The 26,347-nt window shown below is 70.9% G+C and carries 21 protein-coding genes and 2 pseudogenes (1 of these 23 running past the window's edge); 13 read left to right on the top strand and 10 right to left on the bottom strand.

The annotated features are described in order from the left end of the window. The first annotated feature begins 97 nt into the window (after positions 1-97). Positions 98-430, top strand: coding sequence for a ribbon-helix-helix domain-containing protein (locus DEW08_RS02810; RefSeq protein ID WP_245986112.1), 333 nt, complete (start codon positions 98-100; stop codon positions 428-430). Positions 431-464: 34 nt separating this feature from the next. Here DEW08_RS02810 and DEW08_RS02815 read toward each other — a convergent pair whose 3' ends face one another. The 3 genes and pseudogenes from DEW08_RS02815 to ilvD all read right to left on the bottom strand — a co-directional run bounded on the left by DEW08_RS02815 (position 465) and on the right by ilvD (position 5,727). Then, positions 465-3,197: an ATP-binding protein gene (locus tag DEW08_RS02815; RefSeq protein WP_168220244.1), complete on the bottom strand. Its 2,733-nt coding sequence runs from the start codon at positions 3,195-3,197 to the stop codon at positions 465-467. Continuing rightward, the gene (locus tag DEW08_RS02820; protein ID WP_168220245.1) at positions 3,191-3,586 is read right to left on the bottom strand and encodes an adenylate/guanylate cyclase domain-containing protein; all 396 of its coding nucleotides are present in this window, start codon (positions 3,584-3,586) and stop codon (positions 3,191-3,193) included. The genes DEW08_RS02815 and DEW08_RS02820 overlap by 7 nt, the downstream gene beginning before the upstream one ends. A gap of 276 nt (positions 3,587-3,862) precedes the next feature. After that, positions 3,863-5,727 (bottom strand): annotated as a pseudogene (gene ilvD, locus DEW08_RS02825) (dihydroxy-acid dehydratase). Positions 5,728-5,909: 182 nt separating this feature from the next. On the opposite strand from ilvD, the gene DEW08_RS02830 reads away from it, so the two are divergent. From DEW08_RS02830 to DEW08_RS02840, 3 genes are read left to right on the top strand one after another with little or no spacing between them, the layout of a single operon-like run. Further along, on the top strand, positions 5,910-6,437 hold the full coding sequence (locus tag DEW08_RS02830) for a MarR family winged helix-turn-helix transcriptional regulator (protein WP_109324286.1): 528 nt from the start codon (positions 5,910-5,912) through the stop codon (positions 6,435-6,437). Next, the gene (locus DEW08_RS02835; RefSeq protein WP_109324287.1) at positions 6,434-7,585 is read left to right on the top strand and encodes an HlyD family secretion protein; all 1,152 of its coding nucleotides are present in this window, start codon (positions 6,434-6,436) and stop codon (positions 7,583-7,585) included. The genes DEW08_RS02830 and DEW08_RS02835 overlap by 4 nt, the downstream gene beginning before the upstream one ends. A 55-nt stretch (positions 7,586-7,640) precedes the next feature. After that, positions 7,641-9,167 (top strand): DHA2 family efflux MFS transporter permease subunit, encoded by a 1,527-nt coding sequence (locus DEW08_RS02840; RefSeq protein ID WP_109324288.1) that lies wholly within the window; start codon positions 7,641-7,643, stop codon positions 9,165-9,167. 100 nt (positions 9,168-9,267) lie between these two features. Here the strand turns inward: DEW08_RS02840 and DEW08_RS02845 are convergent, their stop codons facing one another. Both DEW08_RS02845 and DEW08_RS02850 read right to left on the bottom strand, forming a co-directional pair. Next, positions 9,268-9,855, bottom strand: coding sequence for a DUF2934 domain-containing protein (locus tag DEW08_RS02845; protein WP_109324289.1), 588 nt, complete (start codon positions 9,853-9,855; stop codon positions 9,268-9,270). 207 nt (positions 9,856-10,062) lie between these two features. After that, positions 10,063-11,310 (bottom strand): HflX-like GTP-binding protein, encoded by a 1,248-nt coding sequence (locus tag DEW08_RS02850; RefSeq protein WP_168220246.1) that lies wholly within the window; start codon positions 11,308-11,310, stop codon positions 10,063-10,065. Between the two features lie 170 nt (positions 11,311-11,480). Between DEW08_RS02850 and DEW08_RS02855 the strand changes: the two genes are divergently transcribed. After that, complete coding sequence (locus DEW08_RS02855) at positions 11,481-13,076, top strand: glycosyltransferase family 39 protein (protein ID WP_109324296.1); 1,596 nt, start codon at positions 11,481-11,483, stop codon at positions 13,074-13,076. 32 nt (positions 13,077-13,108) lie between these two features. Here the strand turns inward: DEW08_RS02855 and DEW08_RS02860 are convergent, their stop codons facing one another. Both DEW08_RS02860 and DEW08_RS02865 read right to left on the bottom strand, forming a co-directional pair. Beyond that, positions 13,109-14,053 (bottom strand): glycosyltransferase family 9 protein, encoded by a 945-nt coding sequence (locus tag DEW08_RS02860; RefSeq protein WP_109324297.1) that lies wholly within the window; start codon positions 14,051-14,053, stop codon positions 13,109-13,111. After that, positions 14,053-15,288, bottom strand: a complete 1,236-nt coding sequence (locus DEW08_RS02865) for an O-antigen ligase family protein (protein ID WP_109324304.1) — start codon at positions 15,286-15,288, stop codon at positions 14,053-14,055. Before DEW08_RS02865 ends, DEW08_RS02860 begins: the two co-directional genes overlap by 1 nt. Before the next feature lie 178 nt (positions 15,289-15,466). On the opposite strand from DEW08_RS02865, the gene DEW08_RS02870 reads away from it, so the two are divergent. Continuing rightward, the gene (locus tag DEW08_RS02870) at positions 15,467-15,772 is read left to right on the top strand and encodes a hypothetical protein (protein ID WP_109324305.1); all 306 of its coding nucleotides are present in this window, start codon (positions 15,467-15,469) and stop codon (positions 15,770-15,772) included. 198 nt (positions 15,773-15,970) lie between these two features. Beyond that, positions 15,971-16,978 (top strand): BMP family ABC transporter substrate-binding protein, encoded by a 1,008-nt coding sequence (locus DEW08_RS02875; protein ID WP_245986114.1) that lies wholly within the window; start codon positions 15,971-15,973, stop codon positions 16,976-16,978. A 35-nt stretch (positions 16,979-17,013) separates the two neighbouring features. Here DEW08_RS02875 and DEW08_RS02880 read toward each other — a convergent pair whose 3' ends face one another. Both DEW08_RS02880 and DEW08_RS02885 read right to left on the bottom strand, forming a co-directional pair. Next, complete coding sequence (locus DEW08_RS02880; protein ID WP_109324309.1) at positions 17,014-17,289, bottom strand: GNAT family N-acetyltransferase; 276 nt, start codon at positions 17,287-17,289, stop codon at positions 17,014-17,016. Between the two features lie 56 nt (positions 17,290-17,345). After that, the gene (locus DEW08_RS02885; RefSeq protein WP_109324310.1) at positions 17,346-18,110 is read right to left on the bottom strand and encodes an RluA family pseudouridine synthase; all 765 of its coding nucleotides are present in this window, start codon (positions 18,108-18,110) and stop codon (positions 17,346-17,348) included. Positions 18,111-18,232: 122 nt separating this feature from the next. Here DEW08_RS02885 and DEW08_RS02890 point away from each other — a divergent pair, with 122 nt between their 5' ends. The 5 genes and pseudogenes from DEW08_RS02890 to pgmG all read left to right on the top strand — a co-directional run bounded on the left by DEW08_RS02890 (position 18,233) and on the right by pgmG (position 23,646). Continuing rightward, a complete protein-coding gene (locus tag DEW08_RS02890; protein WP_109324311.1) occupies positions 18,233-18,955 on the top strand; it encodes a hypothetical protein in 723 nt (240 codons plus the stop codon). A gap of 43 nt (positions 18,956-18,998) precedes the next feature. Next, positions 18,999-19,742 carry a DnaJ domain-containing protein gene (locus DEW08_RS02895; RefSeq protein ID WP_109324312.1) on the top strand — a complete coding sequence of 248 codons (744 nt, stop codon included), beginning with the start codon at positions 18,999-19,001 and terminating at the stop codon, positions 19,740-19,742. A gap of 138 nt (positions 19,743-19,880) precedes the next feature. Then, entirely contained in the window at positions 19,881-20,750 is an 870-nt protein-coding gene (gene galU / locus DEW08_RS02900; protein ID WP_109324313.1) for a UTP--glucose-1-phosphate uridylyltransferase GalU, read from the top strand. A 108-nt stretch (positions 20,751-20,858) separates the two neighbouring features. Then, positions 20,859-22,187, top strand: a complete 1,329-nt coding sequence (locus DEW08_RS02905) for a UDP-glucose dehydrogenase family protein (RefSeq protein ID WP_109324314.1) — start codon at positions 20,859-20,861, stop codon at positions 22,185-22,187. A 56-nt stretch (positions 22,188-22,243) separates the two neighbouring features. After that, a pseudogene (gene pgmG / locus DEW08_RS02910) lies at positions 22,244-23,646 on the top strand (phosphoglucomutase/phosphomannomutase PgmG). A 120-nt stretch (positions 23,647-23,766) separates the two neighbouring features. Here the strand turns inward: pgmG and DEW08_RS02915 are convergent. Further along, positions 23,767-24,876, bottom strand: a complete 1,110-nt coding sequence (locus DEW08_RS02915; RefSeq protein ID WP_168220247.1) for an extracellular catalytic domain type 1 short-chain-length polyhydroxyalkanoate depolymerase — start codon at positions 24,874-24,876, stop codon at positions 23,767-23,769. 364 nt (positions 24,877-25,240) lie between these two features. Between DEW08_RS02915 and DEW08_RS02920 the strand changes: the two genes are divergently transcribed. Continuing rightward, positions 25,241-26,347, top strand: the 5' portion of a protein-coding gene (locus DEW08_RS02920) for a malate synthase G (protein ID WP_109324321.1). Its footprint extends 1,059 nt past the window's final position; the window shows 1,107 of its 2,166 coding nt (coding positions 1-1,107); it begins with the start codon at positions 25,241-25,243; its stop codon lies off the right edge, out of view.

Here is a 26,347-nt window from a genome sequence, read left to right on the forward strand (position 1 = left end):
TCGATGCGACAGTGACGTAATTCTTCGAGGTCGAAGGGCTTTCGCGCTGTGAAGTGCTTCACATCCCAGCCGGCCCGGCCCGCGCTAGATGTGCTCCGTGAAACAGTTTGCCGGATCGGGGCAGGAGGCCGGGATCATGCATGCGCAGAAAAAGGCGATGGAGGCTGGCGCCGCCAAGGCTGGCTTATCCGCGCTGATGTCCTGGCCCGTCATGGTGTCGCGGACGGTTTCCCTCGGCAGCCGCATGGCCACGGTGAGGCTTGAGCACGTCGTTTGGGAGGGGTTGGACGAGATCGCCCAGCGGGAAGGCCGGCCGGTCAAGGATCTGTGTCAGGAACTGGACGGTTCGAGGTCCGATGCGACGCCGCTGACCAGTGCGATCCGCAGTTACGTGCTCGACTACTTCCGTCGTTCCGAAGCGGCCGATTGAGAGCCCGAAGGCTCTGCTTCAGGACCATTGTGGTTCAGGACAGCGAAAACACGCGTTCCGTCAACAGGCGTTCGCACTGCTGTTGAAGCGGCTTCATTGCAAGACGCGTGGCAAGATCCAGCGCGCGTCTGGCCATGGTTTCCCCATCGGAGTCGCCGCGGCCGGAAAACCGTCGGCGATACTTGGCGATGAGGAACATCGCCCTCGCCTCATACACGTGCTGTCCTGTTGAAACCGCGCTCTCGAAGGCATCCTGGGCGAGTGCAGCAGCTTTCTCCAGGTCGCCAATCTCCGCCAAAGCCTCGGCGTACCAGAGCTGGACCTGGGCAAAGCTGACACGAGGGTGGATGCGGTCGAACTGGTGGGACTGCCGCCCGAAACTGCGGAAGCTCTCATCGAAGAGCTTGAGCCCCTCGGCGTGCTGCCCGCTCTTGACACGGGCAAGAGCCAATCCGCCACAGATCAGCGGACGCCAAAGGGGAGAGCGGATCCCGTCGCACATCAGAAGAGCATATTCCAAGGGCGGAACGGCTTGATCGTGATGTTCACGGATCAGATTGACCCAGCCCAGGTGTGCGTTCGCGAAAAGCTGCGAGAACGCATGTCCGCTATCCATCGCGGCTTCAAGTCCTTTCCGAGCCGAAGCGAGCGCCTGGTCGTTCCGGCCGATCTCCGCATAGCATCGCGCGATGATGCTGTTGTAATGCACGAGCGCGACGGTCGCCAATCCGTAGCGGCTGTAGGAACGATCCTGCATCAACTGGACGCCCGCGGTGTCGAGCGCGTGGATCGCTTCCAGGAAATGCCCCTTGTCCGCCTGAATGCCGCCGAGCCGCAGCGTCAATTGGATGCGGGTCTGCCTGTCGTTGCGGCTGTCAAGGACGGTGAGTGCTTCCCGACACAGGCTGATGCCCGTGTCGACTTCGGCGAATGCCCAGGAGAAGGAGGCCAGCATCGAGGAGGTCCGGGCGAGTCTGACCAGGTCTTTCTGTTGAAGGGACAGGTCGCGTGCCCGGGTCAGATGGTCATGCACGTTCACCGCGCCACGCGGCAGCATGCTGCGGGGCAGAGCGATCAGCAGATCGATCGTGCGAAGCGTGTTCCTCCGGGTGTCCGGCAGATTGTGGATGGAGGAGATCGCCTTCCGGTAGAAGTCGCTCGCGTCCTCCAGCCGCGACCGCTCCTCCGCCCGCTGGCCGGCCCGGCGGCCGAAGGCATAGGCGATGGGCCAGTCCTCCGCCATGAAGGCGTGGTAGGCGGTCAGCTCGACCCGGTTGGGCAGGTCGGAGTCGCGCCGCGTCCGCAGCGCGGCGACCAGCTGCACGTGCATCGCCTTGCGGTCGCCCTTGGTCAGGGTGACATAGGCGACCTCGCGGATCAGGGCGTGACGGAACACATATTCCAGGTTCGGCAGCAGGCGGGCGCGCGCCACGAACCCCGCCTGTTCGAGATAGGCGAGCTGGTCGGCCAGCGCCGTCTCCGGCACCGCGCGGAGGACCTGGAGAAGGCCGACGTCGAAGGTGTTCCCAACCACCGCGGCGCGCATCAGCACGCGGCGCGGGTCGCTGTCCAGCAGGTCGATCCGCGCGGCGAGCAGGCCGTGGACCGAGCGGGGAAGGCGCAGCGTCACCTCGTCCTTGACCAGCCGGAAGGCGCCGGGGCCGCCGGTGATGTCGCCGGCCGCCTCCATGGTGCGTAGCGTTTCCTCCAGATAGAGCGGCACGCCCTGGCTGCGGTCGGACACCCGCGACTTCAGCTCGGCCAGCGAGGGATCGTCGCCCAGCCAGTGGTCGAGGAAGCGCCGCGCCTCCTCGGTGTCGAGTGCGCCGAGCTCGATCCGGCGGGCGATCCGCGGCTCGACCCAGCCCTCCGGACCGCTGCTGGCGGCCCCGAGCGAGGGCGGGCGGGAGGTCGCCAGAAGCAGGACCGGGCAGCCGCCGGACACCGCCCTGGCCGGGCCGGACAGGGCGGCGGCCAGCATGTCGAGAAAGCGCACCATGACCGGCCGCGCCCAGTGGGCGTCCTCGACCAGGATCATCAGGCAGCGTCCCTGGCAGGCCGTGACGGCGAAGAGCACCGCGGCCACCAGCCCCTCGACCGCGAGCGTCATGCGCTGGGCGGGATCGAGGCCGCTCCACAGCGGGTCCTCCGCCGGCAGGCCGAACAGGCCGCGCACCGCGTCGCCGGCGAGGCGCCCCCCGGCAGCGTCCGCGGCGGCGGCGAGCTGGGCCGGCGCCTCGCCGTCGGTGCGGCCGGACAGGTGGATGGCGAGGCTCTGGGCCACCGCCTCCAGATCCTCGGGGTCGCCCAGGCGGCGGATCGGCATCTGCGGCCATTGCAGCAGGCCCCAGCTCCGCGTCCGCTCGTCCCGCAGCAGCTCGCTCACCAGCCGCGACTTGCCGATGCCGGCCTCGCCGCGCAGCATCAGCACCTGGGGCGAGCCGCGCTCCACCGCCGCCGCGAGGTCGAACAGCGCCTGCAGTTCCACCTCCCGCCCGACCAGCGGCGCGGTGGTGGAGGCCATCAGGTCGGTGGCGGTCCGCCGGACGGCGCGCGCCCCCTCCAGGATGTAGGCGGAGATCGGCGGCGCGTCGGGCGCCAGCTTCAGGCTGCCCGCCGGGCTGACCGTCAGTCCGACCGGGACGAGGTCGAGCGTGTCGCGGCTGAGCTGCGCGCTGTTGGTATCGGCCCGCTGCTGAAGCTTGGCCGCGACATGGACGCATTCGCCGACGGTGCGGTAGTCCGCCCAGACGCCATTGGTCACCACCTGGGCCACCGCGTCGCCCGAATCGATGCCGAGCCGGACGCGGAAGCCGGGAACCGGGGAATCGACGGTGGCGCGGATGATGTCCTGCGCCGCGAGGCAGGCGCGCAGCGCGTGGTCCTCCTTGGCGTCGGGGCGCCGAACACGGCCATGAAGCCGTCGCCGAGAAGCTGCGACACCATGCCGTCGTAGCGGGCGACCGCTTCGACCAGGATGTTCAGGATGGTCAGCAGCCCCTCGTCGGCATCCTCCGGATCGCGACCGACGACCATGGCGGAGGAATTGACGATGTCGACGAAGAGAATGGTGAGGAGCTTGCGCTCAGGACCCTTGCCGCGCCCGGCCCAGCGCGCGGCCTGGGCGGCCGATAAGCCGCTTGTCCCGACCAGCATTCTCTGTGCGTCCGCCATCCCGACCCCCCCGCGGACTGTGCGCGGGCATATTAGAGCATGCATTTGGCGGTTTGTGGATACCCAAGGGGCGTAGATCCGATTCTTTTTCCCGCACCGAGAATATTACATACGTCTATATGCTCATATGACGAAAAAAAGAGCGCCGGCTGTGCGCGCGACGCTCGTCCGGATTGTCCGGCCCGCTGGAAAACGGAAGCGACTCGATATTGTTCCGGCTCTTGTGTCCGCAATCCGGGCCGCTTCCCTCCTTGGCGGTCAGCGGGCGACCGTGATGCCTTCGACCTGGCTGACGTCGCGCACGGCGCCGCGGTCGGCGCTGGTCGTCATTGCCGCGTAGGCGCGCAAGGCCGGGGACACGACGCGCTGGCGGCCGGCCGGCTTCCAGGCCGCGGCCCCCTGGCGTTCATGGCGTCGCGGCGGCGCTGCAGTTCCTCGTCCGGCACGGCGAGGCGGATGGAGCGGTTCGGGATGTCGATCTCGATCCGGTCGCCTTCCTCGACCAGCCCGATGGCGCCGCCGGCCGCCGCCTCCGGCGAGGCATGGCCGATCGACAGGCCGGAGGTGCCGCCGGAGAAGCGGCCGTCGGTGACCAGGGCGCAGGCCTTGCCCAGCCCCTTCGACTTCAGGTAGCTGGTCGGGTAGAGCATCTCCTGCATGCCGGGACCGCCGCGCGGGCCTTCATAGCGGATGACGACGACGTCGCCGGCCTTCACCTTGTCGCCCAGGATGCCTTCCACCGCCGCATCCTGGCTCTCGAACACGCGGGCCGGGCCGGAGAAGGTGAGGATGGAGGCGTCGACGCCCGCCGTCTTCACGATGCAGCCCTTCTCGGCGATGTTGCCGAACAGCACGGCGAGGCCGCCGTCCTTGCTGAAGGCATGCCCGACGCTGCGGATGACGCCCGTCTCGCGGTCGAGGTCGAGCTCCGGCCAGCGCTTTTCCTGGCTGAAGGCGATGGTGGTCGGGATGCCGCCGGGTGCGGCCTTGTAGAGGGTGTGGACCGACGCGTCGCCGGTGCGCTTCACGTCCCAGCGGTCGATCGCCTCGCCCAGCGTGCGGGAATGGACGGTGGCGACGTCGCGGTGCAGCAGGCCGCCGCGGTCGAGCTCGCCCAGGATGCCGAAGATGCCGCCGGCGCGGTGCACGTCCTCGATATGGACGTCGGGGACCGCCGGGGCGACCTTGCAGATGTTGGGAACGCGGCGCGACAGCCGGTCGATGTCGGCCATGGTGAAGTCGACCCCGCCTTCCTGCGCGGCCGCCAGCAGGTGCAGCACCGTGTTGGTCGAGCCGCCCATGGCGATGTCCAGCGTCATGGCGTTCTCGAAGGCCTGGAAGGTGGCGATGCCGCGCGGCAGGGCCGTCGCGTCATCCTCCTGGTACCAGCGGCGGCACAGCTCCACCGCCATGCGGCCGGCGGCGAGGAACAGCTCCCTGCGGTCGGCATGGGTGGCGACGATGGTGCCGTTGCCGGGCAGCGAGAGGCCCAGCGCCTCGGTCAGGCAGTTCATGGAGTTGGCGGTGAACATGCCCGAGCAGGAGCCGCAGGTCGGGCAGGCGCCGCGCTCCATCTCCGCCGCCTCCTCGTCGGTGACGGTCGGGTCGGCGGCGGCGACCATGGCGTCGATCAGGTCCACCGCCCTGGTCTTGCCGCGCCAGTTGACCTTGCCGGCCTCCATCGGGCCGCCGGACACGAAGACGGCCGGGATGTTCAGCCGCATCGCCGCCATCAGCATGCCCGGGGTGATCTTGTCGCAGTTGGAGATGCAGACGAGCGCGTCGGCGCAATGGGCGTTGGCCATGTATTCCACCGCGTCGGCGATCAGCTCGCGCGAGGGCAGGCTGTAGAGCATGCCGTCATGGCCCATGGCGATGCCGTCGTCCACCGCGATGGTGTTGAACTCCTTGGCGACGCCGCCGGCCTTCTCGATCTCGCGCGCCACGAGCTGGCCGAGATCCTTCAGGTGGACATGGCCGGGGACGAACTGCGTGAAGGAGTTGGCGATCGCGATGATCGGCTTGCCGAAGTCGCCGTCCTTCATGCCGGTGGCGCGCCACAGGCCGCGGGCGCCCGCCATGTTGCGGCCGTGGGTGGACGTGCGGGAGCGATAGTGCGGCATGACGGAATCCTCGGTCGGCGCGACAGTTTCAGGATGAAAGGGGCCTGAGATTAGCAATCCTGTGACCCCGGCGCCAGAGCCACGTCCACCGCGACGGACAGCCATGCGTGCGGCGTCGTTGCCGATCATGAGCATGCTTATTAACTCAGCGACATGGTAAGCAGGCTTATGATGTGCCCGTCATGACCGTCCCGACCGATCCGGTTCCGCCGCCCACGCTGGGCGCCCTGCTCAACGACACGGCGCGCCTGATGCGCCGGCGCTTCGACCAGTGCGCCCGCCATCTCGGCCTGACCCGCGCGCAATGGAATGTCATCGCGATGCTCAGCCGCTGCGAGGGCATCCATCAGGCCGGCCTCGCCGATCTGCTGGAGGTGGAGCCGATCACGCTCTGCCGCCTGGTCGACCGGATGGAGGAGGGGGGCTGGGTCGAACGCCGGCCCGACCCGAACGACCGGCGCGCCCGGCGGCTGTTCATGACGGACAAGGCCCGCTCCGTGCTCCAGCAGGCCCGCGACATCGCCTCCGGCGTCTATGCCGAGGCGCTGGAGGGGCTGCCGCCGGAGACCGAGCGGCAGATGATCGCCATCCTTTCGCACATGCGCGCCAACCTGGCCGACCGCCGCAGCCCGACCGCCGCAGCGACCAGCGCGGCGGCGGAGCCCCGGCCCGGACGCGCCGACCCACCCTTCTTGCAGGACACTCCATGACCGCCGTTTCCGCCCCGGATCCGAGCGACCGCAAATCCGACCCGGCCGCCCGCGCCGCCGCCCGCCGGCCGCGCTGGCGCCGCCTGTTGCTGATGGCCGTGCTGCCCGTGGCGGTGGCCGTCGGCGGCGGCTATGTCTGGGTGACGGGCGGGCGCTATGTCTCGACCGACAACGCCTATGTCCAGCAGGACAAGGTGACCGTCAGCCCCGACGTCGCCGGCCGCGTCGTCGAGGTCGCCGTGCACGAGAACCAGACGGTGAGCCGAGGCCAGCTTCTGTTCCGCATCGACGAGGAGCCCTTCCGCCTCGCCCTGCAGCAGGCGGATGCGGCGGTGGCCTCCGCCCGGCTGAAGGTCGACCAGCTCCGCGCCGCCCATGGCGAGGCGCTGGCCAACCAGCGCGCGGCGGAGGAGACGGTCGACTACCAGCAGCGGGAGTTCCAGCGCCAGCAGGACCTGTTGAAGACCGGCGTCGCCGCGCGGGCCAAGTACGACGAGGTCCGCCACGACCTGCAGTCGGCCCAGCAGGCGCTGAACAGCGCCCGCCAGTCGGTCATCAGCGCCCGCGCCGCTCTCGGCGGCGATCCCGACATTCCGACCGACCGCCATCCCTCGGTCCTGGAGGCCATCGCCCGCCGCGACCAGGCCCGGCGCGACCTGGAGCATACGGTGGTGCGGGCGCCCGCCGACGGGACGATCAGCCAGACCGACCGGCTCCTGGTCGGCCAGTACATGCCGGTCGGCACGCCCGCCGTCAGCCTTGTCGAGAGCGGGGTGAGCTGGGTCGAGGCCAACTTCAAGGAAACCGACCTCACCCACATGAAGCCCGGCCAGACCGCGACCATCGCCATCGACGCCTACCCCGACCGCAGGCTGACCGCGCGGGTGGAGAGCATCGGGGCGGGCACCGGGTCGGAGTTCTCGGTGCTGCCGGCGCAGAATGCCACCGGCAACTGGGTGAAGGTGGTGCAGCGCGTGCCCGTGCGGCTGCGCATCGAGCAGTCCGGCGACCCGTCCCGGAGCGACGCGGTCGCGCTGCGCACCGGCCTCAGCGCCGACGTCGAGATCGACACCCATTACACCCGGCCGCTGCCCAGTCCCGTGCGCGGCGCGCTCGCCGCCGTCGGGCTGGAGCGGGCGGAGCCGTAACGACAGGAGAGCCGCCGCCGCCCGGCCGGGCGCGCGGGGACGGGGATCGTCGCGAATGACCGCCGACCATCACGAGACGCCGCGTCGCGGCATGGTCACCGTGTCGATCATGCTGGCGACCATCATGCAGGTGCTGGACACCACCATCGCCAACGTGGCGCTGCCCAACATGCAGGGCAGCCTGGGGGCGGCGCAGGACACCATCACCTGGGTGCTGACCTCCTACATCGTGGCCGCCGCCATCGCCACGCCGGCCACCGGCTGGCTGGCCGACCGGTTCGGCCGCAAGAGGCTGTTCCTGATCTCGGTCGCCGGCTTCACCGGAGCCTCGGTGCTCTGCGGCATGGCCGGCAGCCTGACGGAGATGGTGGGGTTCCGGCTGGTGCAGGGCATCTTCGGCGCGGCCCTGGTGCCGCTGTCGCAGTCTGTCCTGCTCGACATCAATCCCAAGGAGCGGCACGGGCAGGCGATGGCGCTGTGGGGCGCCGGCATCATGGTGGGACCGATCGCCGGCCCGACGCTGGGCGGCTGGCTGACCGACAGCTTCAGCTGGCGCTGGGTCTTCTACATCAACCTGCCGGTCGGCATCCTGGCCTTCGTCGGCATGCTGCTGTTCCTGCACGAGACGAAGGGGCGCACGCGCCGCTTCGACCTGTTCGGCTTCGCCACGCTGGGGCTGGGGGTCGGCGCCTTCCAGATGCTGCTGGATCGCGGCGAGCAGCTCGACTGGTTCGGCTCGACCGAGATCTGGATCGAGACCGCGCTGGCGGCCTGCGCCTTCTGGGTCTTCGCCGTCCACACCGCGACGGCGCACGGCGCCACCGGCAAGGAGCCCTTCGTCGAGCCGGCCCTGCTGAAGGACCGCAACTTCGTCACCGGCCTGATCCTGATCTTCGTGATCGGCATCATCCTGCTGGCGACCATGGCGCTGCTGCCGCCGATGCTGCAGACTCTGCTGGGCTATCCGACGGTGACCACCGGGCTGGTGCTGGCGCCGCGCGGCGTCGGGACGATGATCTCGATGCTGGTGGTCGGCCGGCTGGTGCGGAAGGTCGATGCGCGGCTGCTGATCCTCATGGGCATCCTGCTGACCTCCTGGTCGCTGTGGAGCATGACCGGCTTCACGATCATGATGGACCGCACGCCGATCATCATCAGCGGCGTGGTGCAGGGGCTCGGCCTCGGACTCGTCTTCGTGCCGCTCAGCACCATCGCCTTCGCCACGCTGGCGCCGCACCTGCGCACCGACGCGGCGAGCCTGTTCAGCCTGGTCCGCAACCTGGGGAGCAGCGTCGGCATCTCGGTCGTCATGACGCTTCTGTCGCAGAACACGCAGGTCAACCACGCCGTCCTGTCGGAGCATCTGACCCCGTTCAACCCGAACATGGCGGGGGTATCGACCGGCGGGGCCGAGGCGCTGGCCAGCCTGAACGCCGAGGTGACGCGGCAGGCGGCGATGATCGCCTATCTCGACGATTTCAAGCTGATGATGTACGTGGCGCTTCTCGTCATCCCGATGCTGCTTCTGCTCCGCCGGCCCAGGGGAGCGGCGCGGCAGGCGGACGCGGCGGTGATGGAATAGCCGGGGGCGGAAGAGCCGGGGCGCGGCGGCGAACGAAAGGACGGGACGGGGCGGCGGCCCCGTTCCGTCCTTCCGGCGCAGCGGTGGTCCGGGAGCCGCGTCAGCGGGCGGGGGCGGTCTTCTGCCCGTCCGTCCGGGCATCCTTCCGGGTCGCCCGCGCCGGCTTGCCGCTGGAGGCCGCACCGCCGGACACCGGCTCCGCCGCCTTTGCGGCAGCGCCCTTGCGGCCGGCCGTCTTCCCGCCAGCCGTCTTCCCGCCGGCCGTCTTCCCGCCCGGAGCCTGCTGTCCGGCCGTCTCCGCGGCATCTTTCCTGGCGGAGGGCCTGCGGCCGGCGGGCCTGGTCGCGTCGGCCCGCCCGGCGGCCACGGCGGAGAGGTCCGCCGCCGCGGCGTGCGTCCCGCTATCGTCGGCGGGCCCGGGCCCGGGTTCGGGTTCTGCCTCTGCCTTGGAACCGGTCCTGGCGTCCGTTTTCGCGGACTTGCGGCCCTTCGTCCTGCCGGCGGCGGCCGGGCCGGAGCCGGCTGCGTCGGATGCGGTGGCTTCGGACGCGTCGGCCGCCAGCGCGTCCTGCGCGGCCAGCTCCGATTGGGCCTGGGCCCAGTGTTCGTCATGCCGGCCGTGCGGGCGGCCTTCGCGTTCCCAGATCTCGTGCGCCCGGCGCCGGATGCGCTCCTCGATGTCGCTCATGGGTCGTCCCTCGTTGCCCCAACCGCAGTGAACCGGACCGGCGGCCGGCTGTGCCGGCCCCGGCGTCTTCGGGCGTCAACGCGCAAGGAGTCAGCCTGTTTCCTGCCGGCCTTGCGGATCCGCCAGATTGGAGGACTCTTTTGTGACAGCATCCCCCTCGGTATGGCCATAGCCTCCGAAGGGGCAACCCATCGGCGCCGGAACCGGTCAGATCACGGCGCTGCGATCGAGGAGGGCGGCGGGTTCGCGCATCCTGGCGAGCCGACGGTCGAGGAGTGCGGCCAGATCGTCCAGCCCCTCCCCGGAGAGGGCGGAGACCGCCACCGTCCGTTCCGCAGCCGCATCGACCAGCGAGAGCGACAGGGCCGCCTGCGCGGTCGGGGCGAGCAGGTCGGTCCGGGTCAGCACCTCGATCACCCGCGGATCGCCCTGCGGATCGATGCCGAGCTGGGAGAGCATCGCCGCCATGTCCGCGGCACGGGCTCCGGAGTCGGGATCGGCGGCGTCGCGGACGTGCAGGATCAGGTCGGCGGCCGGGACGTCCTCGAGCAGGGCGCGCATCGCGGTGGCGGCATGGTGCGGCAGATCGCGGAGCAGGCCCGGGGGCTCCATCAGCACGATGCGCCGGCCGGAGGGCAGCACCGCCTCGCGCTCTCCGGCGCTCCGGCCATGGCCCTGCCCGCCGAGCCGGTCGATCAGGCTGGACACCCCGGCCCCGGCATAGCCGAGCACGGCGACGGTCGGGATGCCGGCGGCGCGGCGGGCGGCGGCGCGGCGCTGCCGTTCCTCACGGTCGGCGCGCATGGTGCGCTTCAGCATGGCGATCCGCTCGGTGATCAGGCGGCGGTCGCGCTCCATCAGTGTTTCGCCCGGCATGCCGTCGGCAGGGGCGACATGGAAGCCGAGGTCGCGGCGCTGGGGCTGGGCGGTCCAGCAGCGGACCATCCGCGTGCGCTGGTGGATCAGGGAGGCGAGGTCGAGCGGGACGGCGGCGTCCGGCCGGTGCAGCCGCATCGCCTCCAGAACCAGGCCGGTACGGTCGAGCAGCTTGGCAAGGCAGCCGCGTTCCAGCGCCCGCTGCTGGATCGGCGTCAGCGCATGATCGACGATCACCACGTCCGCCCGGAAGGCCTCCACCAGCCCGCCCAGACGCTCCATTCCGTTGCGGCCGAACAGGGAGCGGGGACAGGCCCCGCGGACCGGCACCGCCTCGGCGTGCGCCACCTCCAGACCGATCAGGCCGGCGAGCCGCACGGCCTCCTCCAGCCGGCTCTCCGGAGACCGTCCCGCGGAAGACCCGCCGCCGGAGGATTGGCCGGCGGGCGGCGCCCCTTCGATCAGGGGCAGCACGACGAGCGCCCGGCCGAGGCCGGCGCGTGGTGCGTCCGGTTCGGCGGGATCGTCGGAATGGGAAGCGGCGCGGGTGGGCTGAGCGGTATGGGTCCGGTCGATCATCGATCTGGTCCAGCTCCTTCGGCCCGATGAACGGGCTCTTGTGGTGGCGGGCGGCTGCCCCGACTCCCGTACGGGGGGCACTACACCAACAGTTGAATGTCGGCCCGGTTCCCAAAGCCGGGGATTCGTGCCAAAAACCGGCACCTGCCGCCGCATCGACCGGAACAGCCATGTCCATCGCCTCGTCCCCCGCCGCAACGCCGTCCCGCAGCCTGTTCGGGCTTCCGTGGTGGGGCCTCTGCCTCGGAATCGGGCTGCTGATGGCCCTGTCGGTTCTGGCGGTCGGCTTCCGGCTGCCCTACTGGGTGCATGCCGACCAGGATCTCGTCCTCGCCTACCACGGCCTGCTTTTCAACGAAGGGTTGCCGCAGGAGTATTTCGACCATCCCGGCTACGGCTATTTCCTGGTCATCGCCGGCTGGTACCGCCTGCTCCACGCGCTGGGGCTGCTGCCCATCGTCACGGTGTCCGGCCTGCCGCCGGCGGGCGATCCGGCCGCCACCGCGGCGGCCTGGCAGCATCTCGTCGAGGCGGGCCGGGCGCTGTCCATCCTCCTGACCGCCGGCTTCGCCATGGTCTACGCCACGCTGGTGCGCAGCCTGACCGGCGACCGCCGCATCGCGCTGATGGCGGGGCTGGTGCTGGCCTTCGGGGTGGGGATGAGCGCGCAGGGGCGGCAGATGCGCACCGACCTGCTGTCGGCCGGATTCGTGGTGACCGCCCTGCTGACCACGCTGGTGGCGGTGCGCCGGCCGGCCGGCGGGCGGGCGCTGCTCCTGCTCTGCCTCGCCGGGATGCTGGCGGCGCTCGCCATGGTGACCAAGGTGCAGGCGGTCTTCCTGGCGCTGGGCATTCCGGTGGCGGCGATCCTGTTCGGCCGCCGTCCCGCCGGGGTCCGCTGGTCCTGGGCGGCGACCGCCGTGCTGGCCGTGGCGGCGGGGGTTGCCCTGGTGCCGGCCGCCGGGCTGATCCGCGAGGGCATCGCCCACTGGGGCGACGCGGTCTATCCCTACAAGCCGGTGGGCGCCGGCCTGTCCGGCCGGTACCAGGGCATCGTCGCCGGCTGGATCCTGCTGGGCGTTCTGGCCTATGCCGCCGTCTGGCGGGTGCGGGCGGCCTATGCGCTGGCCGCGGCGGCGGCGCTGGCGCTCGGCCTGTCGGTCGGGCTGCTGGCGCTGCAGATCCGGCCGCACCTGCAGAACGTCATCGCCGTCTCCAACTTCGTCGAGCACATGTTCGTGTTCACGAGCTGGCGCCACCACGGCGTCGGCGGGCAGGAGCAGGTGGTGGGCGAGGGGCTGTTCTCGCTGCTGGCCGCCGGGGTCTGGCGGACGCTGGCGATCCGCACCATCGTCCTGCATCCCGACAACATCCCGCAGACCATCGTGGTGGAGTGGTTCGCGCTGGCCGGGGCGGTCGTGCTGTGGCGGCGCGGGCAGCGGCTGGCCGCGCTGCAGGCCGCCTTCCTCCTGCTGGTCGCCTGGGGGCTGGAGGTGCTGTTCTCGCTGCGCGGCTTCCAGCGGGCCTATGCCGCCTACACCGATCCGCTGGCGACCCTGTCGGCCGCCTGGGTTCTCGCCCACATGCCGGAGCTGCTGGAACGGGCGAAGCCGCGGCGCTGGCTGGTCGGCGGCCTCGTCCTGGTGGTCCTGGCGGCGCATGCCTGGCCGATCGTCGAGACGCGCCGGCTGCCCAACCCGGCCACCCACTGCGACTGGATCCCGACCTACATGCCGCGGGTGGCGTCCTTTCCCTTCTGCGGTTAGGCCCCTTCTGCCGCTAGCCGACTCCGCCGCGGTCAGCCGGGCAGGGCGCGCGCCCGCTCGATCGCCTCCAGCACGCCGGCGGTGTCCATGTCGGCGAAGTCCGGCCGGTGGTGGATCACCACCCGCGGCCCGGAGGTGTGGATGGGGTTCGAGGCGTCGGAGAAGACGGCGACCGTCGGGCAGCCGATGGCCGCCACCAGATGGGTGGGGCCGGTGTCGTTGCCGACCGCCGCCCAGGCCCGGCGCGCCAGCCCGCCGATCTGCGGCACGGTGGTCCGCTCGGTCAGATCGACGGTGCGCGGGCAGGTTTCGGCGACGACGCGGGCGATGTCCTTCTCGATGGCGGTGCCGAGCACCACCGGCGTCACCCCGCGGTCGGCCAGCGCGCCGGCCAGCTCGGCATAGCGCCGCACCGGCCAGCGCTTGTCCGGCCGGCCGGGGGAGGAGCCGGGGATCAGCAGCGCGAAGGGCGGCGTCAGGCCGAAGGGCGAGATGTCGGCGTCGAGCCAGGAGAGGTCCGGCGCCGCGTCGGGCACGATTCCGAAGGGCTTGAGCTGGCGGGCGTAGCGCTCCAGCACCGGCACCTTGCGCCGCCCCTCGTACCGGTCGGCATGCGAGGCGCCGCGGGCGGTGCCGGACCATTCCGGCCAGGGGCCGGGAGCCATCAGATAGAAGTAGCGGTCGGTGCGCGGCTGTCCCTGCAGGTCGTACACCCGGTCGTAATGGCCGGCGCGCAGCAGGCGCCGCACCCGCAGGTAGGAGGCGAGCGACCGGTCGCGCGGATCCTCCAGAACCTCGTCGAACAGGCCGCTCATCCGGGCGAGCGGGGCGAGCGAGGGCAGGGTCATCAGGGCGAGATGGTCGCCGGCATGGTGCCGGCGGATCGCCGAGAAGGCGGTCTGCGCCAGGAAGAAGTCGCCGAAGGCGCCCAGCTTGATGACCAGGATGCGCCTGCCGCGCCCGTCTTTCGTCGCCATCAGTCGTCCGCCGGGATTCGGGTGGCCAGCCGCAGCATCAGCCCGGCGGCGAGGAATCCCGCCATCCACCAGGCCTGCCAGATGCCGTAGGCGGTGCTGCCCATCGCCAGCGCAGCGGCGAAGAGGGCCAGCGCGAAGGGCTGGTCGCGCTCCTCCATCCGCGAGGTCCCGGCAAGCAGCAGCAGGAGGGCGGCGGTCGCCAGGACGGCGCCGAGCGCGCCCAGCTCCAGCCAGACCTGCAGGGCCGCGTTGTGGGGGTGCAGCGGCAGCAGGCTGTCGAGGATCGGCGAGAAGCGCGAGACCTCGCCCTGCGGCGTGAGTGCGCGCGACGCGTCGATGCCCTGTCCGAGCAGCGGGGTCGTCAGCGCCCGGTCGGCGGCCATGCCCCAGATCTCGACGCGATGGCGGGCGGAGAAGAACAGCCACTCCTTCGCATCGAGATCCACCACCCGGTCGAGGAACAGGGCGAGGGGAAGGACGGCCGCGAAAACGGCGGCGATCATGCCGCCCATCGCCAGGCGGACCGCCCGCGTCGACCAGCAGGAGAGCGCGAAGACCACCAGCCCGACCGCGATGCCGAGGATGGCGGACCGGCTGGTCAGCAGCAGGCAGACCAGCGCGAACCCCACCGGCAGGGCCAGCGCCGCGCTGCGGCGCCCCGCGCGGTCGACGGCGAGGGCGGCGGCCCAAACCAGCAGGCACAGCAGCGCGGCGGTGCGCTTCGGCACGTTGCCGCCGATCAGGGACTCGATCTGGTCGGCCGGAATGCCGTTCCACCAGCGGTGGACGGGAAACCCCAGCAACGCTTCCGTACCGAAGAAGGCGATCCCCGCCAGCAGGCCGGCCACGAACAGCATGCACAGCCGCCGCGCCTCCACCCCCGGAAGCTGCGAGACCCAGGCGCCGCCGGCCAGCGCGCCGAGCGCGATGTAGGCCATCTCCACCACGGTCAGGCCGGCGCGCGGCGACGGGCTCCAGAGGATGGAGACGGCGGCCAGCGCCAGGAACGCCCCGACGACGCCCAGGCCCGCCGAGGCCCGCTGCAGGCGGCCGAGCGCGCCGCGGTTCGACAGGCCGGCCAGCGCCACCAGCGCGATGAAGATCGCCCAGACCGGCAGGCCCCGCGGCGCCAGGGCGGCGAGCGGCCCCAGCATCAGCGCCGCCGCACCGGCCGCCGTGGCGAGCGCTGCATCGGAAAGCGTCGGGCTGTCGTGACGCGACGAGAGGATGGGCATGGAGGCTCTGCGCTCTGAAATCCGGCGCGGCTTAACAGATGCCCCCGCCGAATGCAATCGCGACCGGAGCCTCGGCCGTCACCCCGGGCAGGCCCTGCCCATGCTGTCACAGCCTTGTCGCCACAGCGCCGCGACCGCAGCCGCTACCGTGCCGGTACGTCACCGCGGGGGCCGTACCATGTCCGACCATGTCCTGATGTCCAGCGACGCCCTGTCGCTCCTCGACGCGGGGGCCCATGCGGGGGGCGGCATCCATGGCGGCATCGCGGAGCTGGCGGCGCAGGCGCCCGTCGGTGCCCTGATCCTGCTGTTCCTCGTGCTCCACGCCATCCTGACGCTGCTGCGGCGGGCCGCGGACCGCCTCGATCCGCCTCCTGCGCCGCGCCGTCCCGTCCGGATGGAGGTGCCGCCGTCCCCGCGGGTCTGGCGCTTCGGCGCGCGGTCGGGGAAGGCGCACCCCTGGATGCACGGCGTCCGGCGCTGATCGGGGCACCGCAATCGGTCGCAGGCGAAATGATTGGTTCGTGTTCGAAGCACCTGTATAGTCGCCCCACGGGGAGGCGGCGCTGATATGGTGAGCGGAACCTGGAACCGCCGGAACGTCCTGCTCGGTCTGGCATCCGCCGGATTGGTCGCCGGGGGCGCGGCATGGCCCGGCCGGACGGCCGCGGCGGACGGTCCTTTGACGGTCGGGGTCCTCTATGCGGGACCGCGGACCGATTTCGGCTACAATCAGGCGCAGGCCGACGCCGCCCACGCCCTGCTGTCCATGCCGGGCCTGCGGCTGGAGGAGGTGGACGGGGCGGAGGGCGAACTGGCCGCCACCGCCGGATGGCTTTCACGGGGCCGCGGCTGCCGCGTGGTCATCGTCACCGCCCATGGGAGCGACCCCTCCGCCCTCCTGGCCCAGGCCGACGCCCACCGCGACGCGGTGTTCCTGATCTGCGGCGCTCCGGACGACCCGGCCCGCCTGCCGGCCAACGTCGGCTACTACCACGCCTATCTGGACGAGGCGCAGCACGTCTCGGGCATCGTCGCCGGGTATGCCGGCAGGGCGCGGCGCATCGGCATCGTCGCCTCCAGCCCCGTGCCCAAGGTCCTGCGCTGCGTGAACGCCTTCGCGCTCGGCGCCCGGCGGGCCGATCCCGCCACGGCGGTGCGGGTGCTGTTCGTCGGGGAGGATGCGCCCCCCGCCGCGGTGGCGGAGGCGGCGCGCGCCCTGATCGCCGAGGGGGCCGACGTGCTGGCCGCCCAGCTCGACCGGCCGCGTCCGGTCTGCGAGGTGGCGGAGGCCGCCGGCGTGCTTTGCTGCGGCACCCACACCGACCTGTCGCGCTTCGCCCCCAACGGCTTCCTCACCGGGGCCGAGTGGGCGTGGGAGCGCGGCCACCTCGACAGCATCGCCCGGCTGAGGGCGGACCAGCCCTGGCCCCGCCTGCGCGAGGGCGGCTTCGGCGCCGGCCTCGTCCGCAACACCGCCTATGGCCCGGCGGTGGGTGTGGAGGCCCGCGCCCATGCCGACGCCGCCCGCATGCAGCTCGCCAACGGCAACGCCGCGGTCTTCCGCGGGCCGATCACCGATGCCGCCGGGCGCACGGTGGTGCCCAAGGGCAAGGCGCTGCCCAGCAACGACCCGGCGCTGAACCGGATGGTCTGGCTGGTGGAAGGCGCCAGCGAGGCGGGCCGCTAGAGCGCGGTCCGCCGGCCGCCCCGGCGGAGAGGACGCTAGGCCACCAGGTCCTGGTGTTCCTGGTGGCGGCGCAGCCAGGCCGCGGCATAGCTGCAATAGGGAACGATCTTCACGCCGTCCTGCCGGGCGGCCTGCACGATGCCTTCCATCAGGCGCCCCGCGGCGCCGGTGCCGCGTAGCGAGGGCGGCGCCTCGACGTGGGAGATGTAGAGGACGCCGGCATCCCGCCGGTAGTCGGCGAAGGCGATCTTGCCGTCGACCTCGAGTTCGTAGCGGTTCTGGGACGGGTTGTCCCGTACGGTGTCGGCCATCTCGGCCCTCCTGATCGGTTGCAGATCGGGGCCGCCCCACCAGGCCGCCCCTCCGGTCAACAGCGGGCGGCCGGGATCGGTTCGCAGTCCCCGGTCCACCCGCAGGCGGCCAGCGCCTCCCGCATGTGGGGCGGCGGCGGGGCGACGGCAACGACCTTCGGGCGTTCGAAGGAAAGCTGGAACGCGACCGAGCGGGCGAGCAGATGGAGGGCGCCGTGCGGCAGCCGCTCCGGCCCGTAGAAGGGCTCGCCCAGCAGCGGGCAGCCGATGGCGGCGCAGTGGACGCGGATCTGATGGGTGCGGCCGGTGCGCGGCGTCAGCTCCAGCCAGGACCGCCCGCCGGCCGTGCCGAGCACGCGGTACCCGGTGACGGCCGGCTGGCCCAGCGGATGCGGTTCGATCGTCCAGGCCTTGGGCAGGATCAGCTTCTTCAGGGGAAGGTCGATGACGCCCGCCCGGTCCGCCGGGATGCCGTCGGCCACCGCCCAGTAGGTCTTGGCGACATGGCCGGCGGCGAACATGTCGCCCAGCCGCTTCAGCGCCCAGTCGGTGCGGCCCAGCACGAGGCAGCCGGCGGTGTCGCGGTCGAGCCGGTGGGCCAGACGCGGCGGGCGCCCGTCGGGACCGGCCAGCGCCGGCAGATACAGCTCCAGATGGTCGGTCAGCCGGCCGGACTTGTGGACGGCGAGCCCGGCGGGCTTGTCGATGACGAACAGCTCCGGATCCTCGTGGAGGACGCGGGCGCGCAGCTCCTCCGGCGACAGCGTGTCGGCGGCGGTCGCGCCGGCGGCGGCGGGGGTGGCGGGGGTGTCCAGCGGCATGGCCCCACCATGGCGGCGGCGCCGGGCATGCGCAAGTCCAAGGGCGCGTCCACGCGCCGCTGGAACGCGGGCGGGCCACGGGCCATGTTCACAGGAGACGGATGGGTTTTCGGAGGACGGTCATGGCCGACGACGGCACGCTCCCGGCGCGACGCTCCTCCCAGGAGGAGGTCGAGGCGTTCCTGCGGCAGGTCGCGGCGGTGCCGCGCCCGGCGACGGGGCGGCGCGGCCGGCTGGTCTTCGCCATGGATGCCACCGCCAGCCGCCAGCCGACCTGGGATCAGGCCTGCCGCATCCAGGGCGAGATGTTCGAGGCGACGGCGGCGCTCGGCGGGCTGGACATCCAGCTCGTCTATTACCGGGGCTTCGGCGAATGCCGGGCGGGGCGCTGGGTCGGGGACGCCGACTCGCTGCTCGGCCTGATGGGGAAGGTGTCCTGCGTCGCCGGCCGCACCCAGATCGGCCGCGTGCTGGCCCATGTGCTGGGCGAGACGCGCAGGGACCGGGTGAACGCCCTGGTCTTCGTCGGCGACGCCATGGAAGAGGAGATCGACGAGCTGGCCCACAGGGCGGGCGAGCTCGGGTTGCTCGGCGTGCCGGCCTTCATCTTCCACGAGCGCGGCGACCCGGTGGCGCGTCATGCGTTCCAGACCATCGCGCGGCTGACCGGAGGTGCTTATTGTCCGTTCGACGCGTCCTCCGCCCGTCAGTTGCGCGACCTGCTGGCGGCGGTCGCCGTCTTCGCCGCCGGCGGCCGGACGGCGCTGGAGGATTTCGGACGGACGCGCGGCGAGACGGTGCGGCTGCTGACCAGCCAGCTCGGCCGCGGTCCCGGCGGCGGCTGATCCTCCGGAGCGGATGGGGCGGGAGCGGGGAGGCGAAGGGGCGATGGCGTATCTGCTGCTGGGGCTGGCACTGCTGGCCGGTCTCTACCTGCTGGCCCGGGCCTTCGTCTCGGCCGAGCCGCGGGCGGTGATCCGCGCCGCCCGCTACGGCGGGATCGCCGCCGGCGCCATCGTGCTGGGCTTCCTCGCCTACAGCGGACGGCTGAGCAGCGCGCTGGTGCTGGCCGGCGCCGCCGTTCCGCTGATCGTCCGCTGGCGCACGCTGTTCTCCACCACCGGGGTCGGGCGGAAAAATGCCGGAACCGGTGGAATATCCCGCGTGGAGACCCTGTTCTTGAGGATGAGCCTTGACCATGACAGTGGCGCCATGACCGGAGAGGTGGTGCACGGTCCGTGGAAGGGGCGTCGTCTCGACCAGCTCGCGCTGGACCAGCTTCTCACCCTGCTTGCCGACTGCCGGCGGGAGGATCCCCCTTCCGTCGCGGTGCTGGAAGCCTGGCTCGACCGGACCAGTCCCGACTGGCGGTCGGCCGCCGGCGGGGCCGGGGAGGGGCAGGGGGCCGGAGGGCCGGGCGGCGAACGGAGCGGCGACCGGGACGGGGGCGGGGGTGGCAGGATGTCGCGGGATGAGGCTTGCGAGATTCTGGGCCTTCCGCCGGATGCCTCGGTCGACCAGATCAAGGAAGCCCACAAACGGTTGATGATGAAAGTGCACCCCGACCATGGCGGATCGACCTATCTGGCCGCGAAGATAAACCAGGCGAAGGATTTGCTCCTGCGCCATTAGCCATTTGCCCGGCCCCGGAAGGGCGTGTTGCGCTGCCGGGGGGGCTGTGGCAGAAAGCCCGCGAGCGGCCGGCCGGTAATGGCGCGGCCGTAAACAATAATGAAATTCGATCTTTTCTTAACTGCAAGAGACCTCCCAATGCCAAAACCCGTGCGCAAGGTGGTGTTCCCCGTCGCCGGTCTCGGTACCCGGTTCCTGCCGGCAACCAAGGCGATTCCGAAGGAGATGCTGCCACTGGTCGACCGGCCGCTTTTGCAGCACGCCGTGGAGGAGGCCCGCGCCGCCGGGATCGAGGACTTCGTCTTCGTCACCGGCCGGTCCAAGCGCGCCATCGAGGATCATTTCGACGCCGATACCGAACTGAACCGTACGCTGGAGGAGCGCGGCAAGATGGACGCGCTGGAGGAGGTCCGCGGCAGCGAGATCGCTCCCGGCCGCTGCTTCTATACCCGCCAGCAGGTTCCGCTCGGCCTCGGCCATGCCGTCTGGTGCGCCCGCGCCGTGATCGGGAACGATCCCTTCGCCATCGTCCTGCCGGACGATTTCGTCCAGGCCGAGACCCCCTGCCTGAAGCAGATGGTCGAGGCCTACGAGGAGGTCGGCGGCAACATCGTCGCCGTCGTCGACGTCCCGCGCGAGCACACCAGCCGTTACGGCATCCTGGACGTCGAGAAGGACGACGGGCGCCTCGCCACCGTCCGCGGGCTCGTCGAGAAGCCGAAGCCGGAGGAGGCGCCCTCCACCCTGTCGATCATCGGCCGCTATATCCTGCAGCCGGAGATCTTCGACCATCTGGAGCGCCAGCAGCGCGGCGCCGGCAACGAGATCCAGTTGACCGACGCGATGGCCAAGCTGATCGGCAGCCAGCCCTTCCACGGTCTGCGCTTCGAGGGGACCCGCTTCGACTGCGGCGACAAGGTCGGCTTCATCGAGGCGACGCTCGCCCACGCGCTGAAGCGGCCGGACATGGCCGACAAGGTGCGGGACATGCTCCGCAAATACTGCTGAACACCGGCGTTGGGATAGTCACAGGCCCGCCGTTGCCCGGATCGCGAGGGGCTGCGGCGGGCTGTCCGTGCCGGGACACCGGATTGAGCGACCCTGCGAGGATACGCGATGCGCATTGCGATGATTGGGACGGGCTATGTCGGGCTTGTATCGGGCGCCTGTTTCTCGGAGTTCGGCGTTCATGTGTGCTGCGTCGACAAGGACGCGGAGAAGATCGAGCGCCTGAAGCGCGGTGAGATCCCGATCTACGAACCGGGCCTGGACGATCTGGTGGCGCGCAACGTCGCCGCCGGCCGCCTGTCCTTCACGCTGGACCTGAAGGAGGCGATGCAGGGAGTCGACGCCGTCTTCATCGCGGTGGGCACCCCGACCCGCCGCGGCGACGGCCATGCCGACCTCTCCTACGTCTATGCCGCCGCCGAGGAGATCGCCGCCAACCTCGACCACTATACGGTCGTGGTGACGAAGTCGACCGTGCCGGTCGGCACCGGCCGCGAGGTCGAGTCGATCATCCGCCGCGTCCGGCCGGACGCCGAGTTCGACGTCGCCTCCAACCCCGAATTCCTGCGCGAAGGCTCGGCCATCGGCGACTTCATGCGGCCCGACCGGGTGGTGATCGGCGCCGGCTCCGAGCGCGCGGCGGAGGTGATGCGGCGGCTCTACCGTCCGCTCTACCTGATCGAGACGCCGATCGTCCTGACCTCGCTGGAGACGGCGGAGTTGACGAAGTACGCCGCCAACACCTTCCTGGCCGCCAAGATCACCTTCATCAACGAGATCGCCGACCTGTGCGAGAAGGTGGGGGCGAACGTCCACGACGTGGCGCGCGGCATCGGGCTCGACGGGCGTATCGGCAAGAAGTTCCTGCACCCCGGACCGGGCTACGGCGGATCCTGCTTCCCCAAGGACACGCTGGCGCTGGTGCGCACCGCCCAGCAGGTCGGAAGCCCGCTGCGCATCATCGAGACGGTGGTGGACATCAACGACAAGCGCAAGAAGGCGATGGCCGAGCGCATCGTCGCCGCCTGCGGCGGCAGCGTGGAGGGCAGGACCGTCGCGGTGCTGGGCGTGACCTTCAAGCCGAACACCGACGACATGCGCGACAGTCCGTCGCTGGACATCATCCCGGCGTTGCAGAAGGCCGGCGCGCATGTCCGCGCCTTCGATCCGGCCGGCATGCACGAGGCGGCCAGGCTCCTTCCGGGCGTGGAATGGTCCGAGAACGCCTATGGGACGTTGCAGGACGCCGACTGCGTCGCCATCCTCACGGAGTGGAACGAGTTCCGCGCCCTTGACCTGAAGCGGGTTAAGGCGTCAATGAAGCGTCCGGTCATGGTCGACCTGCGCAACATCTATAACCCGGAGGACATGGTCCGCGCCGGGTTCTCCTACAGCTCGATCGGGCGACCCGCCCCGGCGGGCGGCGGAGCGGTGTGACGCGGCCCCCATCAGGACTGTCAACGCGATCTGGCGTGCAGACGGAGAACAACAACATGAGCGAAGCCCATACTTTCCACCCCACCGTGCTGCGCGAGTACGACATCCGCGGGATCGTCGGCAAGACGCTGACGCCTGCGGACGCCCGCGCGGTCGGCCGGTCCTTCGGTACCGTCGTCGTGCGCAAGGGGGGCAGGACCGTCTGCGTCGGCTATGACGGCCGCCTCTCCTCGCCGGAGCTGGAAGCCGCCATGGTCGAGGGTCTGGTCTCCACCGGCCTGCACGTCCTGCGCATCGGCCTGGGGCCGACTCCGATGCTGTATTTCGCCACGCGCGACCGCGAGGCGGATGCCGGCATCATGATCACCGGCTCGCACAATCCGCCGGACTACAACGGCATCAAGATGATGCTGGGCAAGGGTCCGGTCTACGGCCAGCAGATCCTGGACCTCGGCATCATGGCGGCCAAGGCCGACTGGGTCTCGGGCGCCGGCTCGTCCGAGGAGATCGACGTCAAGGACGAGTATGTCGCCCGCCTGCTGAAGGACTATGACGGCACCCGCGACCTGAAGATCGCCTGGGACGCCGGCAACGGCGCCACGGGCGAGATCCTGCGCCGTCTGACCGCCAAGCTGCCGGGCAGGCATGTCCTGCTGTTCGACCAGATCGACGGCACCTTCCCCAACCACCATCCCGATCCGACGGTCGAGAAGAATCTCGTCGATCTGAAGAAGGCGGTGGCGGAGCACGGCTGTGATATCGGCATCGGCTTCGACGGCGACGGCGACCGCATCGGCGCCATCGACCACAAGGGCCGCGTCGTGTGGGGCGACCAGCTCGTCGCCATCTATGCCGGCGACGTGCTGAAGAGCCATCCGGGCGCCACGATCATCGCCGACGTGAAGGCCAGCCAGGCCCTGTTCGACGAGATCGCCAAGGCGGGCGGCCAGCCGCTGATGTGGAAGACCGGCCACTCGCTGCTCAAGGCCAAGATGGCGGAGACCGGTTCGCCGCTGGCCGGCGAGATGTCGGGCCACATCTTCTTCGCCGACAAGTGGTACGGCTTCGACGACGCGCTCTATTGCGGCGTCCGCCTCGTCGGGCTGGTCAGCAAGCTGAACACCACGCTGGCCGACCTGCGCGACCGTCTGCCCGACATGGTCAACACCCGGAGACCCGCTTCCAGATCGACGAGGAACGCAAGTTCAAGGTCGTGGAGGAGGTCAAGGAGCGTCTGAAGGCCGAGGGCGCCAACGTCAACGACATCGACGGCGTCCGCGTGACGACTCCGGACGGCTGGTGGCTGCTGCGCGCCTCCAACACCCAGGACGTGCTGGTCGCCCGCGCCGAGGCCTACAGCCAGGACGGGCTGGAGCGGCTGAAGGACACGCTGATCGAGCAGCTCAAGGCCTCCGGCCTCAGCGCCCCGTCCTTCGAGAATGGCGGCGCCGGCCACTGATCCCCGATCCGGTCCCGCGCAGGATCCTGCCAGGATCGGCCGAACAAGGATCGCAGAGGAACGAGCCCCTTCCCCGGCAGCGGGGGAGGGGCTTTTTCCTTGTCGGCATCCCGCCCTGCGTCAGGCGGCCATCGCGTCCCGCGGTAGCCGGTGCCGCAGGAAGAAGCGCAGCATCTCGCGCGAGGCATCGGGGCCCGCCGGATCGGTGTAGCTGCCGGCCGGACTGCCGCCCGACCAGGCGTGGCCGCCGCCGAGGATGGTCCACTGCTCGAACCGCGGCACCCCGTCCGGATCGAGATGGACGACCCGCCGGTAGGCCTCGCCCCCGGGCGAGGTCCCGCTTTCCACGATCTCGCGCAGCGGCCCCGACAGGGCGGTGGAGCGGGCGATCACCTCGTCCCCGTTGCTCGGGTGCACCGTCTCGTCCCGGTCGCCGTGGAAGACGATGGTCGGCACCGCCCGCCGCCGCGCGACCGCCGCGGCCTCCTCCTCCATCAGCCGGCGCCAGTCGAGCCCGCTGCCGCTGCGCATCACCTCGAAGGCGGAGGAGGCATCCTGCGCGGCACCGCAGGCGAGTCCCGAATGCACGCCGGCCGCCGCGTAGAGGTCGGGATAGGTTGCCGCCATGATCGAGGCCGCGGCGCCACCGGCCGACAGGCCGGCGATGTAGACCCGCGCCGGGTCCACCGGATGCTCGCGGATGATCTGCCGGGTGATGCCGGCGATCAGCGCCGCCTCGCCCTCGCCGCGGCGCTGGCTGTCGGGTTGGAACCAGTTCCAGCACTTGTAGGCGTTGGCCATCCGGGACTGGGCGGGGTAGGCGACCAGGAAGCCCTGCTCCTCGGCCAGTTCGTTCATCCGCGTGCCGGCGGCGAAATCCTCCGGCGACTGCTTGCAGCCATGCAGCATGACCACCAGGGGAACCCGTCCCCGCGGCAGGCGGGAGGGGATGTACAGCCTGTACCGGCGGCTGCCGGCGTCGTTCGCATAGCGTCCGGTCAAGAAACGGCTCTTTCCGATGATGATGTCGGGCTCTTGCGGCGGCTCCGGCGGTCTTTGGCCGGTCCTGCCGGAGAGGCGGCCCGTCAGTCCGGACAGCAGGCGCCGCAGCCCGGCCGGCACGTGGCCGGCCGCCGCCTCCCGCAGAGCGCGCTCGGCCTGGGCCATGGTGCCGGCGAGCCAGCCCTCCTCGGGCATGGCCGGCCGCCTGGGCGGTTTGTTCGTGCTCATCCGTCTGCACCCCGTACTCGCAAGCCGGCACCCCGAACGGGGCCGGCCGTCCTTGCCAACATCAGCCGCCATGCCCAGGCTTTCAAGTCCGGCAATGCTGCGCTGCACAAGAACGCGGCCGCGGGCGATGGAGTTCCGCCTGCGCAGGCCTCCGCCCGTCGGCGGTAGTCCTCGCGTCGGACGCCGCGCCGGACAGATCCGCCGAAGGGGGCGGCCTCTCCTTTCCGGGCGATGCGGCGCAAGAAACTGTCGCGGAAGGGCCGCGTGCGGTGCGACATTGTATTGACCGGCTTCGTCCCGCGGACGATAACCGGTGCCAAAGCTCCCTCAGAGGGGCCTGCAAACCAAAGGGACACGCACGACGATGAGCACCTGGATCCGCCGTGGCGGGATCGAAATCGCCCAGCCTCTCTTTGACTTCATCGAGCGCGAAGCGCTGCCCGGCACCGGTGTCGATCCGGACCGCCTGTGGTCGGGGCTGGACCGGATTCTGCAGGACCTCGCCCCGCGCAACCGCGCCCTGCTTGCCAAGCGCGACGAGATGCAGGCGAGGATCGACGAGTGGCACCGCGCCCGCCGCGGCCAGCTCTTCGATTCCGCCGCCTACGAGTCCTTCCTGCGCGAGATCGGCTATCTGGTGCCGGAGGGGGAGGACTTCACCGTCGGCACGACCAATGTCGACGAGGAGATCGCCCGGCTGGCCGGTCCGCAGCTCGTGGTGCCCATCACCAACGCCCGCTATGCCCTGAACGCCGCCAACGCCCGCTGGGGCAGCCTCTATGACGCGCTCTACGGCACCGACGCCATTCCCGGCACCGCGGCCGCTCCGGGCTACGATCCGGCGCGCGGCGCCCAGGTCATCCGCTGGGTGCGCGAGTTCCTCGACAGCTCGGTGCCGCTGGCCGGGGGCTCGCACGCCGACGCGACGGGCTATGCCGTGGCGGACGGTGCCCTGGCGGTGGCGCTGCAGGACGGTCGCACCGTCGGGCTGGCGGATGCCGCCGGCTTCGTCGGCTGGCAGGGCGACGCCGCGGCGCCGTCGGCCGTGCTGCTGGTCCAGAACGGCACCCACATCGAGATCCGCATCGACCGTGGCCATCTGATCGGCAAGGACGATCCGGCCGGCGTGGCCGACGTGGTGGTCGAGGCGGCGCTGTCCACCATCCAGGATTGCGAGGATTCGGTCGCCGCGGTGGATGCCGAGGACAAGGTCGTCGCCTACCGCAACTGGCTCGGCCTGATGAAGGGCACGCTGGAGGCAACCTTCGACAAGGGCGGCAAGAGCGTGGTGCGCCGCATGAACGGCGACCGCACCTACACCACCCCGACCGGCTCCGTCACCCTGCATGGCCGCAGCCTGCTGCTGGTCCGCAACGTCGGTCACCTGATGACCATCGACGCGGTGAAGCTGGCCGACGGCAGCGAGGCGCCGGAAGGCATCCTCGACGGCGTCTTCACCTCGCTGATCGCG

It is taken from the genome of Azospirillum thermophilum (assembly GCF_003130795.1).
GTDB lineage: Bacteria > Pseudomonadota > Alphaproteobacteria > Azospirillales > Azospirillaceae > Azospirillum > Azospirillum thermophilum.